We start from the raw sequence: 17795 nt of genomic DNA on the forward strand, positions 1-17795 counted from the left end.
TATTAAGTCTCTTCTTTTTATACAGCTAATAACCGATCTAATCTTAGTTTTTAGCTAATTATTAAACTTGCATTCTCATCATTTCCTGATATGCTTCAACCACTTTATTCCTGACTTCCATTGTAGCCTGCAATGTAATGCTCGCCTTTTGGCTTGCAATCATTACCTGATGCAGGTCAACATTTTCCCCACGCGCCAATTTATTTGTCATTGCATCTGACTGAAGCTGTGTGTTATTTAAATTTTCAATAGATTGCTTAAGTACGGACGAAAAACTTTTTTGCGCTTCGTATGGTGTAGGTGTGGGAGTAGACACTTTTGTTTGAAATGGTTGGACCATTTGGCTGACAGAATTAATCCCAGCTGAGTTCATTTAGTTATCTCCTTATTTACCGATCTCAAGGGCTTTCATCATCATACCCTTGGAAGCGTTAAAAACTGTGACATTGGCTTCATAAGAACGAGTCGCGCTTATTAAATCCACCATTTCCCTTAAAGGATCTACATTCGGATAAGCAACATACCCTTCTTGATCAGCATCAGGGTGTTCAGGATCATATACCATCTTAAGCGGATTTTCTCTGTCCTCGACAATTCTTGATACTTTAACCCCATTTCCTGCCCCCGCTCCTTCTGTTTTCCCCATTGCCCTATTTAGGAATGAAGAAAAGTTTCCCTCCTTAGGTTCAAGGACAACCATTTTCCTGCGGTATGGCTCTCCATTTACTCCTCTTGTCGAATCGACGTTCGCCATGTTCGAAGAAATGACATCCATCCTGAGGCGCTGGGCAGTCAACGCAGAAGCTGTTGTGTTCATGCTATGAAACATGCTCATTCTTACTTACCTCCCCTAATGACTGTTTGGAGAGAGTTGAATTTCCCATTAATCCTCTCAGTCAGCGCATTATAGTAAATTTGGTTCGTAGCCAGGTCGGCCATTTCTTTATCCAAATCAACGCTGTTCCCATTTTCGTTATAATTCACATACGGATTATTAACGACTCCAGGCAAAGTGTTCGCCCTGCTGCTGAATTCATAATGCCGGGCGTCAGATCTATTTGCTTGAAAGGATTGTCCCATCACATCCTGGAACACAGCCTTAAAGGAGACATCCCTCGCTTTATAGTTCGGTGTATCAACATTCGCGATATTCTGCGAAATGACTTTCTGCTTTGCAGAAGAATAGTTCAACGCATGCTCGAGGGTTGATACTGTATTGGAAAACAACTTCAATTTTTGCACCTCGCAATTGCCACACTGGATTATTTTGCTGTATTTTGTAATTCTTTGCTGAATTTCGTCATTATATTCCTAATTGTAAAGAATCTGAAATAATCTGTCTATGCACTTTCGGTTAATTTTTATCATGCATTATGCTCATTTTTCAAAATGGTCTAAAAGACCTATAAGTTTACTGATTTTTATATTTTTATTAATTAACCCCAGTTTTTTTGTAAAGTATTAAAAAAAAGATAGGAATAACGAACGAAAATTTGCTTGGTTTCTAAATTACTTTAAGGTTAAAATACCTATATTACTTTATCTTTTTTCCATTATTTTCTTTATTAAAATCATTTGTTTTCCTGTGATAAAAGGCGGAGTGTAAAAGAATCGAAATAAATTTGTAACATTATGCTGTTAACTCCTTTCGTTTTTGGTCGTATATTATGTATACATTAATGAATAAAAAAATCCGCTGAACTTCAGCGGATTTTTTTATTCTTTATTTAGTTGCTTTTAAGCTTTTCAAGTTCAAACAGGAACTTGTCATTTAATACCTTGATATAAGTTCCTTTCATACCAAGGGAACGGGACTCGATAACGCCTGCGCTTTCCAGCTTGCGCAATGCGTTGACGATTACAGAACGAGTGATGCCGACTCTATCAGCGATTTTTGAAGCTACAAGCAAGCCTTCTTTTCCGTTAAGTTCCTCGAAGATGTGCTCAATCGCTTCAAGTTCACTATAGGATAAAGAACTGATTGCCATTTGTACTACAGCTTTGCTGCGAGCTTCATCTTCAATCTCTTCAGCCTTTTCACGAAGGATTTCCATCCCTACAACGGTTGCGCCATATTCAGCAAGAATAAGGTCATCATCGTGGAATTGTTCTTCAAGACGAGCAAGGATTAGTGTTCCAAGGCGCTCACCGCCGCCGATGATCGGCACGATTGTTGTTAATCCGTTTTTGAAAAGTTCTTTGTTTTCAACAGGAAATGCTGTGTACTCACTGTCCACATCCAGGTTAGGTGATGTCTCCTGGATATTGAAAAGATTCTTTGTGTACTCCTCAGGGAATTGGCGGTCTTCAAGCATTTTTACCATGCGCTCGTTTTCAATTTGCTGATTGATTCCGACGCCTAATAGCTTCCCTCTGCGGCTGACAACAAAGATGTTCGCTTCGATGACTTCGCTTAGCGTCTCTGACATTTCTTTAAAGTTTACCGGTTTGCCGGCAGCTTTTTGGAGCAGGGCATTAATTTTTCTAGTTTTTGATAGTAAGTCCATTGATTCTTCCTCCTATTTGCTTCAAACAAAATTACATTTATTTTAATTTTGGCTAGTTTCAATACTTCAGCACAATAGGCAGCCTTTATTTGTCTACCCTATTGAGTATGCATTAAAACGATAAACCATTATAATATGAACTGGCTTAAATCTTTGTTTCTTGCGATAGCGCCTAGTTTTTCTTCTACATATTGCGGAGTGATCGCTACCTTCTCCAGATTGATGTCTGGAGCTTCAAAGCTGAGGTCTTCCAGCAGCTTCTCAAGAATCGTCTGCAGCCTTCTGGCTCCAATATTATCCGTATTCTGGTTCACATCATAAGCGACTTCTGCTATCTTACGAATAGCATCGTCAGAAAATTCAATTTGTATACCTTCAGTTTCCAATAAAGCTTCGTATTGCTTTGTAAGCGCGTTATCAGGCTCAACAAGAATCCTGTAAAAGTCTTCAACTGTCAGCTTGGTAAGCTCTACCCTGATTGGGAATCGCCCTTGCAATTCAGGAATCAAATCTGAAGGCTTTGCCATATGGAAAGCACCAGCAGCGACGAATAAGATATGGTCTGTTTTTACAGGACCGTATTTCGTGTTAACAGTCGACCCTTCCACAACAGGCAGTATGTCCCTCTGAACACCCTCGCGCGAAACATCAGCACTGGATCCACCTGAATTCTTGCTGGCAATCTTATCAATCTCATCAATGAATATAATACCTGCCTGCTCAGCACGATATGTAGCTTCCTGAGTTACCTCATCCATATCAATAAGCTTTTGAGCCTCTTCATTAATTAATACCTTCCTCGCTTCACGAACAGGAAGCTTTCGTTTCTTGCGCTTCTTCGGCACTAAGCCACTTAAAGCATCCTGCATGTTCATTCCCATCTGTTCCATTCCAGAGCCCTGGAGCATATCAAACATGGAAGGTGCTTGTTCCTCGACTTCGACCGTTACCAACTCATCCTCAAGCTCACCTTGATCGAGCTTTTGCTTGATGACTTTACGTTTTTCAAACAACCCTAAGTCTTCTGATTGATTAGACTCTTGTTCAGGCTGCTGCTGGCTGCCGCCGAACAACATTTCCAGTGGATTTTTGTAATTGACGGATTTTTTCGCTGAAGGGACCAGCAGTTCAACAAGACGACGATTTGCGTTTTCCTCTGCTGGTTCCTTTACTCGCTCCATTTTTTCCTCTTTGACAAGCCTGATAGATGTTTCAACAAGGTCTCTCACCATTGATTCCACATCACGGCCAACATAGCCGACTTCAGTGAACTTTGTCGCTTCGACCTTGACGAAAGGAGCACCTACCAGCTTAGCCATTCTTCTGGCAATCTCAGTTTTACCTACACCAGTTGGACCAATCATCAGGATATTTTTCGGGATGATTTCATCACGGATATTTTCAGCGAGCAAGCCGCGGCGGTATCTGTTTCTGAGAGCAACTGCAACAGCTTTTTTTGCATCCTTTTGGCCGATAATATACTGATCCAGCTTTTCCACGATCTGCCTTGGAGTTAAACTTGTCGTTTGTTTCACACTCAACACTCCTTTTCCGTTACAGTTCTTCCACGATAATATTGTGGTTTGTGTAAACACAAATGTCAGCAGCAATTTCCAATGAAGACTTCGCGATTTCTTTCGCTGTTAAATGTTCCCCAGCATATTGCTTTAATGCACGGCCTGCAGACAAAGCATAATTTCCTCCAGAACCAATTGCAAGAATGCCATCATCAGGCTCAATGACTTCACCTGTTCCGGAAATAAGAAGCATATCAGTCTCATTCAATACAATCAACATTGCCTCAAGCTTCCTGAGGACTTTATCACTTCTCCATTGCTTAGCTAGTTCGACTGCAGCTCTTTGGAGATTTCCGTTGTATTCTTCGAGCTTGCCTTCAAACATTTCAAAGAGGGTGAATGCATCTGCAACTGAACCGGCAAATCCTGCAATTACTTTACCATTAAACAACTTTCGAACCTTCTTAGCTGTGTGTTTCATCACTACAGCATTCCCAAAGGTCACCTGGCCATCGCCTGACATTGCGCATTGGCCCTTATGTTGAACAGCAAATATCGTTGTGGCATGGAACTCTGACATTCCTTCGTCCTCCTTTTGGCTTAGGCCCTCGGATGATGTGACATATAAATATTGCGCAAGTGCTCTTTCGTTACATGGGTATATACTTGAGTTGAAGACAGGAATGCATGGCCCATCAGCTCCTGTACTGTCCTCATGTCTGCTCCATTGCTCATCATATGTGTAGCGAAAGAATGGCGCAGTTTATGGGGATGGATTTTCCCTGTCAGGGCAGACTTTTCAATCAGTTTATTCAAGATTTCCCTGATTCCTCTGTCCGTAAGAGGGCCTCCACGGAAATTCACAAATAAATGGCCATGATCTTCTTTCGTTTTCAGAAGCTCTGCTCTTCCATTTTTTATGTAGTCTTCAATCGCATCCTGCGCAAAACTTCCGAAAGGCACATATCTATCCTTTTTCCTTTTTCCATGAATTAAAACTGTAGATAGAGATAAATCTATATCCTTCAGATTAATTTTACAGCACTCACCTACACGGATTCCTGTAGCGTAAAGCAATTCCAATAGGGCTTTGTTCCTTTTTCCGATCGCGGTCTCGGTTTCACAAGCTTTAAATAGCTGGGAAAGCTCCTCTTCATAAAAAAAGTCTGGCAGCCGCTTTTCCAGTTTCGGGATGGATACGAGGGAAAATGGGTTATCCCCGACCATTTTTTCACGAAGCAAGAACTTATAAAAGCTGCGCATACACGAAATCTTTCGGGCGACTGACTTCCTGGAAAGCTGCTGGTCAAATAATTTTGTCAGGTAAATCCTTGTATCAGCATACTCAACTTCATCCAGACTGGTCAGGCCTTGTTCAGACATGAACAAAAAAAATCCCCTAATATCATGTTGATAATGTTCAATTGTATATTGTGAGTAATTTTTTTCAATTTGTAAATATTCAATAAATAAGTTTAAAGAATTGTTCACATTTGCTTCCATCTTGTCACCTCACAAGGGCTACTAAATAGTATCATATTTATATAGCCCTCGCAATATAAATTACAAATTTTTCACAAATTTCTGAATTGTTTCCAATGCTCTGGAAGCATGCTTCTCATTGCGTTCCTGCTTAGCCTTGATTTTTTCGGGAAGGTCAGGGAAAAGCCCGAAGTTTGCATTCATAGGCTGGAAGTTTTTCGCGTTAGTAGTTGTGATATACCTGGCCATGCTGCCCATTGCTGTTTCATGAGGGAATTCCACCGGCTCATCGCCTTTTACAAGACGGGCCGCATTAATTCCAGCAATCAGTCCGCTAGCCGCTGATTCAACATAACCCTCAACACCAGTCATTTGTCCGGCAAAGAATAAATCTTCTCTATTCCTGAATTGATATGTTGCTTTTAAAACCTTAGGTGAGTTGATAAAGGTATTGCGATGCATAACACCGTAACGGACGATTTCAGCGTTTTCCAGTCCTGGAATCAATTGAATGACTTCCTTTTGCGGTCCCCATTTCAAATGAGTCTGGAAGCCTACAATATTATAAAGTGTTCCAGCTGCATCATCCTGGCGAAGCTGTACTACTGCATAAGGTCGTTTTCCAGTTCTAGGATCCTCGAGCCCAACCGGCTTCATCGGTCCGAAAAGCATTGTCTTTCTTCCTCTTTGACCCATGACCTCTATTGGCATACAACCCTCAAAAAAGATTTCCTTTTCAAATTCCTTAAGAGGAACTGTTTCAGCAGAAATCAACGCTTCATAAAAACGGTCAAATTCCTCCTCTGTCATCGGACAGTTAAGATAAGCTGCTTCGCCTTTGTCATATCGGGATTTCAGATAGACCTTATCCATATCGATGCTGTCTTTCTCGATAATTGGGGCTGCCGCATCATAAAAATATAAATATTCTTCCCCTGTCAGCTCCTTTAGTTGCTGGGAAAGCGCCTGGCTTGTCAGTGGCCCCGTCGCAATGATGGTTGGACCTTGTGGAATTTCAGTGATTTCTTCATTAAATACAATAACATTGGGATGTTCCTTCACACGGCTGGTTACATGCGCAGCGAACTCGTGCCGGTCTACTGCCAAAGCTCCGCCTGCCGGAACAGCACATGCGTCCGCTGCCGAGATGATGACAGAATTCAGGTTCCTCATTTCTTCCTTTAAAACACCAACTGCGTTAGTTAAAGTGTTGGCTCTCAAAGAGTTGCTGCAAACCAGCTCAGCAAATTTATCAGTATGGTGTGCCGGGGTCTGTTTAACCGGTCTCATCTCGTATAAGTTCACCTTGATGCCTCTTTCAGCAAGCTGCCATGCAGCTTCACTTCCGGCCAAACCGGCACCAACGACATTTACAGTAGCTTCAGTCATTTCTATTTCCTCCAGTAGCTATAAGAAATTTTGTTTGTTGAAAGTCCAATTGCCTTGTCTGATACATATCTCAAAAGGCAAAGTAAAAGCATCAGCCTTTTCAAAATAATTATTATAACACTTGCCTTGACATAAAGCTTCTATTATATACTCAACCTTACTTACTTTACCCTGATACTTGTATCATTTTGCACTTACATTTACGAAAAGAAAAGAAAAAAGTTTCAAAAAAGAAAAGCGCAAGTGCCTTGGTCAGCCCCGACAAGCGCTGGAAGGCCGACCACTGAAGTCGTTCTTTGACTTCATTGGGCGGACTGAAGCGACTCGAGCTGCTCAAAGCTAACGCTTTTCGCAAGATACTCGAGGAAGCACTTACAATGATGAAAACTGGCTAGGCGCTGGAGCTGGACAGAGAAAAGCGCAAGCTCCTTGGTCAGCCCTGGCAACACCTTTACAAAGATAAAGAGTGAGCCATTGGCTCACTCTAGCTTTGTGGTTCCTCTTTATAGTCGCATTCCGTACACTGAACCTGAACACCCTTTTTGAGCTTCTTTTCAACTAGCATATTTTCGCATTTAGGGCATTTCCTTGCAAGTGGTTTATCCCATGACAGGAAATCACACTCAGGAAAACGGTCGCAGCCGTAAAAAATCCGGCGTTTTTTGCTCTTGCGCTCAATGATATTGCCTTCTTCACATTTGGGGCATTTAACCCCGATTTCCTTAACGATCGCCTTCGTATTCCTGCATTCCGGGAAATTACTGCAGGCCATGAATTTGCCGTACCGGCCCATTTTAAATACCATAGCGGAACCGCATTGATCACAATCTTCTCCAGCGGGTTCATCCTTAATTTCGATTTCCTGCATTTCCTTTTCTGCTACTTGGAGATGCTTTTCAAAATCACGGTAAAATTCGTCAATGACGTTGACCCAATTGATTTTTCCATCTTCAATATTATCGAGGTTCTGCTCCATTTTGGCGGTGAACTCGAGATCCAGGATTTCCGGGAAGAATTCCAGCATCAGCTCATGGATTACTTCACCAAGCTCAGTCGGCACGAACCGCTTATTATCAAGTGATACATAGCCTCTCTTCTGGATTGTATCCAATGTTGGCGCATATGTTGATGGCCGGCCAATCCCCATTTCCTCAAGCGTCCTGACAAGCCTTGCTTCTGTATATCTTGGAGGAGGCTGTGTAAAGTGCTGTTTCGGTTCGATCTCTTTCTTCGTGACCTCGTCACCTTCCCTCAGGTCAGGAAGGAACTTATCCTTTTCTTCCACCTGGTCATCCGAACCTTCTACATAAACCTTCATGAACCCCGGGAATTTGACCTTTGAGCCTGTCGCGCGGAAAGTAACCTCTCCATTCTTCAAATCCACGCTCATCGTATCCATGATCGCATGAGCCATCTGGCTTGCGACGAACCGTTCCCAAATAAGTTTATAAAGCCTGTATTGATCCCTTGAGAGGAATTCCTTTATCTTCTCAGGAACCTTCATTGTGCTGGTTGGCCGGATTGCTTCATGAGCATCTTGTGCATTGGATTGCTTCTTCTCTTTCCTGGCCTCTGTCTGTATGAAATTTTCTCCATACTCACTTGTGATATATTCCCTTGCTTCTCCTTGTGCAACTTCAGAAATTCGCGTGGAGTCAGTTCTCATATACGTAATCAAACCGACTGTTCCTTCTTTTCCGAGATCGATTCCTTCATAAAGCTGCTGGGCAAGCATCATTGTCTTTTTGGCTCTGAAGTTGAGCTTTCGGGCTGCCTCCTGCTGCAATGAAGAAGTGATGAAAGGCGGTGCAGGATTACGCTTTCGTTCTTTCTTCGTCACCGACTCAACAGTGAATTTATTCCCCTTCACTTGCTTAAGGATATTTTTGACATCTTCTTCAGATTTCAACTCAGCTTTTTCTTTACCAATTCCGTAAAAAGAAGCTTCAAATGAATTTTTGCCTTTCAGGAATTCAGCACCGATTGTCCAATATTCTTCTGGAACAAACGCAGCGATTTCCTTCTCACGGTCAATGATCATCCTTAAAGCAACTGATTGCACTCGCCCTGCACTCAGTCCCTTCTTGACCTTCTTCCAAAGCAGCGGGCTGATATTGTATCCTACTAGTCTGTCCAGAGCACGGCGTGCCTGCTGGGCATCTACGAGGTCCATATTGATCGCCCGTGGATGTTTAAAAGATTCCTTGATGGCATCCTTTGTAATTTCATTGAATACAACCCTGCAGTCCGAATGGACATCCACGTCGAGACTGTTGGCCAAATGCCAGGCAATCGCTTCCCCTTCTCTGTCGGGGTCAGCCGCGAGGTAGACTTTCTTTGCCTTTTTAGCGGCAGTTTTCAATTCTTTCAGTACGGGCCCCTTGCCTCTGATCGTAATGTACTTAGGATTATAATTATTTTCTGTATCGATTCCCATCTGGCTCTTAGGCAAATCTATCAAATGCCCCATAGAGGCTTTCACTTTATATTTTTTTCCAAGGTAACGCTCAATCGTCTTTGCCTTTGCAGGCGATTCAACGATGACTAAAAAATCCGACATCCAATTGTCCTCCTTAGAGGTATAAAATTACATTAATTATTATCAACTTATCATAATGTTGTCAAATCACCCGTTGAAAGTAAACGGTTTCATCTCTTTTAGAAATTTTAAAATACCTGATGCAAAATGTATAACAGATTGAAAATTATTTCAACCTTTTTGATGTAAATTTTCATTCAAATATAAAAATAACTTGCTGAAATAGTATATTTTCGAAACTTTTTTCTAACTTTTTTTATTATATCCACCCTTTACAATCATTGCTGCAGCCTAGTACTATATCATTCTTTGTCCTGCTCTCTGTTTCATAAACCTCACACTTTAGAAATTTTAAATTTGCTTTTTTTGCATTTTATACGAATATCCCACATTACATACCAAGTTCCTCTAAAATATCCTCGGAACACTTAACTAGTTTGGCTCCTTGCTGGATTAAATAATGGACTCCGTCGGAATCAGGTGTCAAAATGCTTCCGGGGACAGCAAAAACATCTCTGCCCTCATTCAATGCAAAATCCGCTGTAATCAGTGAGCCGCTCCTTTTTCTTGCTTCAATAACAAGTGTACCCCCTGAAAGACCGCTGATAATTCTGTTCCGCATCGGAAATTGCCATTTCGCCGGCTTGGTTTCTGGTGGATATTCTGACAATACGAGTTGTTTTTCCATCATGTACTCTGCCAATTTAACATTTTCCTTAGGGTAAAGATTGTTAAACCCGCCAGCTATTACACCTATTGTTTTCCCGCCCAGTTTAATGGCTGCTTTATGGGCATGGGCATCGATCCCCCTGGCCAGACCACTTACAATCTGTATGTTCTTCTTAATTAATGAAGGAAATAAATAATCGATCGCTTCTATACCATATGATGAGGCGTTCCTTGAACCAACAACAGCAAGCTTCACTGGGTTCTTTAACAAAGATAAATCTCCCCTGGCAAAGAGAATCCAGGGTGGCTGGTAGATTGTCTTAAGCTTAATTGGATATTCGGGGTCAAAAATAGTGATCAGGTGAATATTCTTTGAGGTGTAGTCATTTAGCAGTTTGTCGATGGAAATAAATTGATGGTCTCTGTTGACTTGTTGCGTTTGAGGATTGATAGAGGAATACTTTGCAGTTTTATAATCAGCTAGTTCAGAATTTGTTTTGAGTGCAGAATAAATACTTTTCCAACTCGCATTTTTGCTGTGGACAAGACGGATTAGTTTCTTTTTCAATTCATCCATTTGCTTCCCCCTGGGATTAATAAACAGCCCCTCTGTCAGGAGGGACTGTCTGGTTGTATATTTTAGTGTGTTTTGCACTGGTCGTAAAGGTCTTGTTCCTTCAAAACCTTGATCAGGGTTTCGCCCATTACGGATGGCGTTTCAGCAACCTGGATGCCGCACTCGTTCATTACGCGAATCTTTTCGTCTGCTGTACCCTTTCCGCCTGAAATGATCGCACCAGCGTGGCCCATGCGCTTTCCAGGAGGTGCAGTTCTTCCGCCGATGAAGCCGACAACAGGCTTAGTCATGTTTGCCTTGACCCATTCTGCTGCTTCTTCTTCAGCTGTACCGCCGATTTCACCGATCATAATGACCGCATATGTTTCCGGATCTTCATTGAATGCCTTCAAGACATCGATAAAGTTTGTTCCGTTAACTGGGTCTCCGCCGATACCTACAGCTGTAGACTGGCCGATTCCAGCTTGTGTTAATTGATGTACTGCTTCATAAGTCAAAGTTCCGGAACGTGATACAACGCCGACATGGCCTTTTGTATGGATATATCCCGGCATGATACCAATCTTGCACTCTTCAGGAGTGATGACACCCGGGCAGTTAGGTCCTACAAGGCGAGTCTTCCTGCCTTCCATGTAACGCTTCACCTTTACCATATCCAATACCGGGATATGCTCAGTGATACAGATTGCCAAATCAAGCTCTGCATCAACAGCTTCAACAATCGCATCCGCAGCAAATGGAGCAGGCACATAGATTACAGACGCATTTGCACCTGTTGCATCAACAGCTTCTTTTACAGTATTGAATACAGGCACGCCTTCAACTTCTGTACCGCCTTTGCCTGGAGATGTTCCTCCAACAATTTTTGTACCATATTCAAGCATTTGTTTAGTATGGAAAAGGGCAGTCGAACCCGTAATCCCTTGAACAATGACCTTTGTATCTTTATTAATGAATACGCTCACGTCAAATTCTCTCCTTTCGATCCTACTTAACTAATGAAACGATTTTTTCAGCGCCGTCTGCCATTGATTCAGCAGCAATGATATTCAAGCCAGACTCATTAAGAATCTGTTTTCCAAGATCAACGTTCGTACCCTCAAGACGAACGACAAGCGGAACCTCAAGTCCAACCTGCTTGGCAGCTTCCACTACACCAGTAGCGATGACATCACACTTCATGATGCCGCCGAAGATATTAACAAAGATTCCTTTTACGTTAGGATCTGAAAGGATGATTTTGAATGCTTCCGTTACTTTCTCTGCAGTAGCGCCGCCCCCAACATCAAGGAAGTTTGCAGGGTCTCCGCCATAATGCTTCACGATGTCCATTGTTGCCATCGCAAGACCGGCACCGTTAACCATGCAGCCGATATTTCCATCCAAAGAAATATAGCTCAAGTCATACTTCGATGCTTCAATTTCCTTTGGATCTTCTTCTTCAAGGTCGCGGTACTCAAGAATGTCCTTCTGGCGGTAAAGCGCATTTGAATCGAAGTTCAATTTAGCGTCAAGAGCCATTACCTGTCCGTCACCAGTAACAACCAGCGGGTTGATTTCAGCGATTGAGCAATCCTTTTCAACATAAGCGTTATATAAGCCCATCATGAACTTTACAGCCTGATTGACTAGTTCCTTAGGGATGTTGATGTTGAATGCGATACGGCGAGCCTGGTATGGCATAAGCCCTAATACAGGATCGATTTCTTCTTTGAAGATTTTTTCAGGAGTCGCTTCAGCAACCTCTTCGATCTCTGTTCCGCCTTCTTCAGAAGCCATAAGGACAACACGTGAAGTAGCACGGTCAAGCACAAGGCCTACATAGTACTCCTTCTTGATGTCACAGCCTTCCTCAATCAACAGGCGTTTTACTTCCTTGCCTTCTGGACCAGTCTGGTGAGTAACCAGTGTCTTGCCCAGAATCTCAGATGCATATGTACGTACTTCATCAAGGTTCTTTGCAACCTTGACACCGCCAGCTTTACCCCTTCCGCCAGCATGGATTTGAGCTTTCACGACAACTACCGATGACCCAAGCTCTTTAGCTGCTTCAACAGCTTCATCGACTGTAAAAGCAACCTTCCCATTCGGTACTTTTACCCCATATTTTCTGAGGATTTCTTTTCCTTGATACTCATGGACATTCATTTCCCATCCTCCTATCTATTAGGAAAAATACTTCCAGATACCTGAAAATACAATTTCCTAAGTAGAAAATATAATTCATTTAAATTTTTAAAAAATAGACTGCGCTTTCATTTTATATAATGAAATATTGATTGTCTACCATTATGATTTAAATATTTCCCCGTTTTAAATATTGCAAAAAAACATCACTGCAAATACTTGCCCAGACAAAAAGCCAGGATGACTGCATTTCCCGGCTTTTGCAATGAAAAATCACGCTGAAAAAACTATACTGGATAATCTGGTTTGTGAAAATATTATTTTTGTCTTCCTGCTTGTTTATCCAAATGATAGACAAAGGAAAATACTTCGGCTACTGCTTGGTATAGCTCTTCTGGTATCCGCTCATTTAATTCGAGCTGACTCAACACTTCAACAAGTGATGGATCTTCCTGGATGGGAATATCATGGTCCTTCGCCTTATCAATGATTTGTTCAGCCAGGAGTCCTTTCCCCTTCGCCATCACTTTAGGTGCGTCCATACTTCCAGCGTTATATCCAAGGGCAACAGCTGATTTCCTTGTATGCTTAGGTGGTTTCATATTTTAATATCCACTCCGCTATATTCTTTATGGCTGTAAAAGTCGGACAGACTGCGCTGGTTTCTCCCTGTCTGTAATTGTCCAGGGACATGGAAATGAACCGAGGACAGATGATAATTAATTTCCGCTAATTTTGATTTCAACACCGGCGTCATTTGTTCTGACATTTTTTTCAGTTCTGCATTTTCGTTAAAAATCTGAACACTCAGGACGCGGTTCTGCACTTGCATATCAACAATCAGATCATTTAGATGTTCAAGTTTAAGGTAAAAGAGTACACGGCAAAAATCAGCGTCTATTTTCCCATCGTTGGTTTTCTTCCCGCTCCATTGCATCGTAAGCTCTGTCGTTTTCGCACCTAATACAAAGGGGATTTGAACGACAAGCTGCTGGATTGGTCCAGCTTCCTGCGAAAGCAGCTGGAATCCTGTAAGTTTGTTCAAAAGCAGCTCTGAAGCCTCTTTGACAGCAGGTGGAGGGTTCTCGTTCAATAGGCGGAGCACCAGGGATTTAAGTGTCTCCGATACTTGTGCCCTGCCAGTCCCTCCATCTTTTAAAACTTCGCCAAGCTGGTATTCATAAGACAGGCCAAGAACTGACAGGAATTTTTTTATCTGAGTATCAGCGAGCAGCGCGGTGCCTGCTTCCTGCAGTGGTGCTGGCTGTTCTGCTTTGCTGACTGCTTCTGAAAGCAGCTGTGCATGCAAGCCGGTTAAATTGTTAGATTGAGGCTGGCCCGCAGCCTTAAGCAAGTCCATTCCAGCTTGTCTCCACGCATCCTTTCCTCCCAGCAAGATGGCCAAAGATTCTCCATCACTCGCCATCGACATGACCTGTTTGAAAGCCTGGAGTCCTTGCTGCAGCTCCGATTCTTTTCCCGATGCCCGGTAGAATAGCATTTTAAGTGATTCTACAAGCTCATTGGCAGCAAGTTTTTTTTCAGGAATCAAGCTTGAAATCATCTGTCTGGCGGTGGAACTTTCGCCATTGCTAATCTGATTAATGATATTTTTAACAAAATTCAGCCCTTCTGGCAGTTCATTTTCGGATGTGCCATAACTTTGAATCTTCGCAAGCATCTGTTGCAAAACAATGATTTCACTGCCTCTTGAACTAATCGCACCAAGCTGTTTAAGCAGTTCGAGAGCGCCTTGACTTTCCTTGCCGTCCCGTTTAAGCCATATTGCTGCTAAATTATCCAGTGCTGCTTCAGAGGTCATTATTTTATTGGATGGCAGCATTTCATTCAAAAGTTTTTTGAGACTTGCACCTGCATCTGAATTCAACGCTGGATCTAAAGCCTTTTCAAGCTTTTCCATCAACAGGACAAGTGATTGTTCTTTTGTGGTCGTATACACCGCCTCAAACGCCGCCTGGGTAACCGGAATGCCCCGGGTAAGGACCATCTTCATTGCATCCTGGCCAGCACTGCGTGAATCCACCATACTTAACCACTCTGATGCCTGCTTTAGAAGTTCACTGTTCACCGGAAGCTGCTCCTTAATAAAAAAGCGTATCAGCTCAATGTTTTCCTTTGTCGGCTGCATTGAAAATTCTCCAAGCATCTTTGCCAGGCTTCCCGGCTGGCCCTTTTCCTCAGTACCTGAACCAATCACCTTTAAATGGACCTTCCCCTCTCCAGGCTGGACCTGAAACCAATAGCGTTGATTTGCTGACAATGGCGCTTCTAATTGGGCAATCATTTTTTGGTTCCCGATCTGTACTTCAGCTACCTGCTCAGGATACAGCTTCAGAATTTTGCCATTGATAATTTGTCCGGGCCGGAATTCAGCTGTTTTTATTTGTTGTGATGTTTTCTGGTTAAATAAGCCTTGAAGCGCTCCTGTTTCCATGGTCCACCTGCTTTGCAAGTTTTACTGAATGCACTCTCTTACAGGAGCGAACGTCTTCCTGTGGTGCTCTGTCACACCATACTTTCTGAGGGCATTCAAGTGTTCAGCGGTTCCATACCCCATATTTGCCCCGAATCCATATTGAGGATAATCCAAACTGAGTTCTTTCATCAGCCTGTCCCTTGTTACTTTGGCAATAATGGAAGCTGCCGCGATGGATATGCTTCTGCAATCACCTTTAATCAATGCTTCATACGGATAAGGGGTGTCCAGCTTGACGGCATCTATCAAAAGATAATCGGGAGTGACCCCTAATTGGTTGACAGCAGTAAGCATCGCTTTTTTGCTGGCCTGGAGAATATTGATTTCATCTATCTCCCGGGCGCTGATTATTCCGACTCCGACAGCAAGAGCCTCAGCCGTGATGACCTCAAAATATTCATCCCTTTTTGATTCTGACAGTTTTTTAGAATCATTGAGACCTGGAAGATAAAAATTCTCCGGCAGGATGACGGCACCTGCAACGACTGGCCCGGCTAACGGTCCCCGTCCGGCTTCATCGATCCCTGCAATATTCTGGAAACCTTCGGATCGGTATTTCCTCTCAAAGGAAGTCATGTTGATGAATTGCTCATGGACTTGCTTTTTCAATTCTTCCTGTCTTTTCCATTTTGAGACAAGTTTTTGCACGCCTTTGCGGCTGTCTTTTTTTAAGCTTTTCAGGAATTCTTTGTTTACTTCCTCTTCCCCGAATAGCTGCTGTTCAATTTCACCAATTGTATATTTATCCATGAAAATTTTCTCCTAAAATACTTCTTTATTATGTATCGGCAGTTTAAACCAAAAATAAAGGCCCTGAGCTCAGGACCTTTATTTTTGGGGTTTAACTTTCTATCTCATCCTTAGAGTTTAAATCCTCAGGTCGTTCAAAGGATAGCGGACCTAGTTTTTCTGTTCGTATTTCCCTGATCACGAGCTCAGCGACTTTGTCATAATCAACATATCCCCCAGGCATTCTGCAGCCGCGAAAATCGCCAATCTGATCAAAGAGCTCCACAATCTCCTCTGGGAGCTCGGAAAGTTTATATCTCTCCTGGAGGCGTTCTGGATAATGCTTTTCCAGGAATCTTAAAGCATATACGGCCAAATCCTGAAGATTAAGGATTGTATCCTTGATTGCTCCTGTTACTGCAAGCTTTGTACCTACTTCCTGGTCCTCAAACTTCGGCCAAAGAATTCCCGGAGTATCGAGCAATTCCAGCTCCTTGCCGACTTTAATCCATTGCTGTGATTTTGTGACGCCAGGCCTGTTACCGGTCTGGGCAATATTTTTTCCGGCAAGTCTGTTGATCAGCGTCGATTTCCCAGCGTTAGGGATTCCGACAATCATTGCCCGGATTGCCCTCGGCTTGACCCCTTTTGATTTTAGGCGGTCAAACTTGTCCTTCAGGAGGACCTTGGACTCCTGGACGATTTGTTTAAGTCCGGTACCGGCCTGAGAATTGATTGCCAGAGCAGTGATTCCTTTTTCACGGTAATACCGAAGCCATTGTTCTGTAACAGCTTTATCGGCCATATCCGCTTTATTCAGTAAAACGACTCTTGGTTTATGCTGGATGATTTCATCAATCATAGGATTTCTGGACGAATACGGGATTCGCGCATCTACCAATTCAAAAATGACATCCACGAGCTTTAATTTTTCCGTGACCTCTCTGCGAGCCTTCGCCATATGGCCTGGAAACCATTGGATCGTCAAAGCAGCCACCTCCCATCTATTAAGCAATCTTCCTTATGTCTTTTGGAGTGCTGTCACACCCTAGTCTATCGTACGAATATCCTCAATTGGCCAGTAGATAATGCTGGTCTTGCCCAGCACCTCATCAAATGGTACAGTGCCAATGTGGCGGCTATCCTTGCTGAAACGGCGATTATCGCCCATGACGAAAAGATGGCCTTCAGGAACAGTCTCCCTGCCAATCTTCTCTTCCAGCGTAAATGGATCTGTCAGCGGTCCATCTATCACTTGTTTTTTATATTCTTCCAAGTATGGTTCTTCGTATGCTTTCCCATTTACATACAGCGTATCATTTTTATATTCTACTTTATCGCCTGGAAGGCCGATTACTCTTTTTATGTAATCTTTGTTCTCAGGTGCATGAAAGACGATAATATCGAATCTTTCCGGCTCCCCAATTTTATAGCTGAGCTTATTCACGATCATCCGGTCCTGGTCATGGAGCGTAGGCATCATGGATAATCCATCCACCACTATCGGAGCGAATAAAAAGTATCGAATAACTGCTGCCAGCACGACAGCAATCAGGAGTGCCTTCGTCCATTCCCATAGTTCATTCTTCTTTTTCTCGGCCATTCTTTTCCCACCATTCCGATATAAATGTTGTTTGAGTACATAACTTTATTTTACATAAGTCAGACAAGATAAACACGATGGGCGATAATTTTTTAAAATAAATTAATAATGCTCTTTTCGAAAACTTTGTACTAGCCACAACTAATAGTAAAAACCGGC

The 17795-nt window shown here is 42.6% G+C and carries 17 protein-coding genes; all 17 read right to left on the reverse strand.

The genetic code is table 11. The features are described from left to right. Positions 1–61 precede the first annotated feature (61 nt). Positions 62–340, reverse strand: coding sequence for a flagellar hook-basal body complex protein FliE (gene fliE / locus J7I80_RS10315; RefSeq protein ID WP_251027702.1), 279 nt, complete (start codon positions 338–340; stop codon positions 62–64). 45 nt (positions 341–385) lie between these two features. Then, a complete protein-coding gene (gene flgC / locus J7I80_RS10320) occupies positions 386–835 on the reverse strand; it encodes a flagellar basal body rod protein FlgC (protein ID WP_192470332.1) in 450 nt (149 codons plus the stop codon). 2 nt (positions 836–837) lie between these two features. Then, entirely contained in the window at positions 838–1233 is a 396-nt protein-coding gene (gene flgB, locus J7I80_RS10325; protein WP_214738185.1) for a flagellar basal body rod protein FlgB, read from the reverse strand. 494 nt (positions 1234–1727) lie between these two features. Beyond that, positions 1728–2507 (reverse strand): GTP-sensing pleiotropic transcriptional regulator CodY, encoded by a 780-nt coding sequence (gene codY / locus J7I80_RS10330; protein ID WP_167831756.1) that lies wholly within the window; start codon positions 2505–2507, stop codon positions 1728–1730. Positions 2508–2635: 128 nt separating this feature from the next. Next, a complete protein-coding gene (hslU, locus tag J7I80_RS10335) occupies positions 2636–4042 on the reverse strand; it encodes an ATP-dependent protease ATPase subunit HslU (RefSeq protein ID WP_214738187.1) in 1407 nt (468 codons plus the stop codon). 19 nt (positions 4043–4061) lie between these two features. Beyond that, a complete protein-coding gene (gene hslV, locus J7I80_RS10340; protein WP_041964480.1) occupies positions 4062–4604 on the reverse strand; it encodes an ATP-dependent protease subunit HslV in 543 nt (180 codons plus the stop codon). 20 nt (positions 4605–4624) lie between these two features. Further along, entirely contained in the window at positions 4625–5527 is a 903-nt protein-coding gene (gene xerC / locus J7I80_RS10345) for a tyrosine recombinase XerC (RefSeq protein WP_214738189.1), read from the reverse strand. Between the two features lie 60 nt (positions 5528–5587). Beyond that, positions 5588–6895, reverse strand: a complete 1308-nt coding sequence (gene trmFO, locus J7I80_RS10350) for an FADH(2)-oxidizing methylenetetrahydrofolate--tRNA-(uracil(54)-C(5))-methyltransferase TrmFO (protein WP_214738191.1) — start codon at positions 6893–6895, stop codon at positions 5588–5590. 484 nt (positions 6896–7379) lie between these two features. After that, a complete protein-coding gene (gene topA, locus J7I80_RS10355) occupies positions 7380–9455 on the reverse strand; it encodes a type I DNA topoisomerase (RefSeq protein ID WP_214738193.1) in 2076 nt (691 codons plus the stop codon). Between the two features lie 370 nt (positions 9456–9825). Then, positions 9826–10680: a DNA-processing protein DprA gene (dprA, locus tag J7I80_RS10360; RefSeq protein WP_214738195.1), complete on the reverse strand. Its 855-nt coding sequence runs from the start codon at positions 10678–10680 to the stop codon at positions 9826–9828. Positions 10681–10742: 62 nt separating this feature from the next. Further along, positions 10743–11645, reverse strand: coding sequence for a succinate--CoA ligase subunit alpha (gene sucD, locus J7I80_RS10365; RefSeq protein ID WP_214738197.1), 903 nt, complete (start codon positions 11643–11645; stop codon positions 10743–10745). A 22-nt stretch (positions 11646–11667) separates the two neighbouring features. Beyond that, the gene (gene sucC, locus J7I80_RS10370; RefSeq protein ID WP_192470324.1) at positions 11668–12828 is read right to left on the reverse strand and encodes an ADP-forming succinate--CoA ligase subunit beta; all 1161 of its coding nucleotides are present in this window, start codon (positions 12826–12828) and stop codon (positions 11668–11670) included. 296 nt (positions 12829–13124) lie between these two features. After that, positions 13125–13409 carry an EscU/YscU/HrcU family type III secretion system export apparatus switch protein gene (locus J7I80_RS10375; protein ID WP_214738199.1) on the reverse strand — a complete coding sequence of 95 codons (285 nt, stop codon included), beginning with the start codon at positions 13407–13409 and terminating at the stop codon, positions 13125–13127. Continuing rightward, on the reverse strand, positions 13406–15262 hold the full coding sequence (locus tag J7I80_RS10380; protein ID WP_214738201.1) for a hypothetical protein: 1857 nt from the start codon (positions 15260–15262) through the stop codon (positions 13406–13408). The genes J7I80_RS10375 and J7I80_RS10380 overlap by 4 nt, the downstream gene beginning before the upstream one ends. 21 nt (positions 15263–15283) lie before the next feature. Continuing rightward, positions 15284–16054, reverse strand: a complete 771-nt coding sequence (locus tag J7I80_RS10385; RefSeq protein WP_214738203.1) for a ribonuclease HII — start codon at positions 16052–16054, stop codon at positions 15284–15286. 91 nt (positions 16055–16145) lie between these two features. Continuing rightward, on the reverse strand, positions 16146–17021 hold the full coding sequence (ylqF, locus tag J7I80_RS10390; RefSeq protein ID WP_214738205.1) for a ribosome biogenesis GTPase YlqF: 876 nt from the start codon (positions 17019–17021) through the stop codon (positions 16146–16148). Between the two features lie 60 nt (positions 17022–17081). Continuing rightward, positions 17082–17636, reverse strand: a complete 555-nt coding sequence (lepB, locus tag J7I80_RS10395; protein ID WP_214738207.1) for a signal peptidase I — start codon at positions 17634–17636, stop codon at positions 17082–17084. Positions 17637–17795: the final 159 nt, after the last annotated feature.

This window comes from Bacillus sp. ISL-41 (assembly GCF_018613235.1).
GTDB lineage: Bacteria > Bacillota > Bacilli > Bacillales > Cytobacillaceae > Mesobacillus.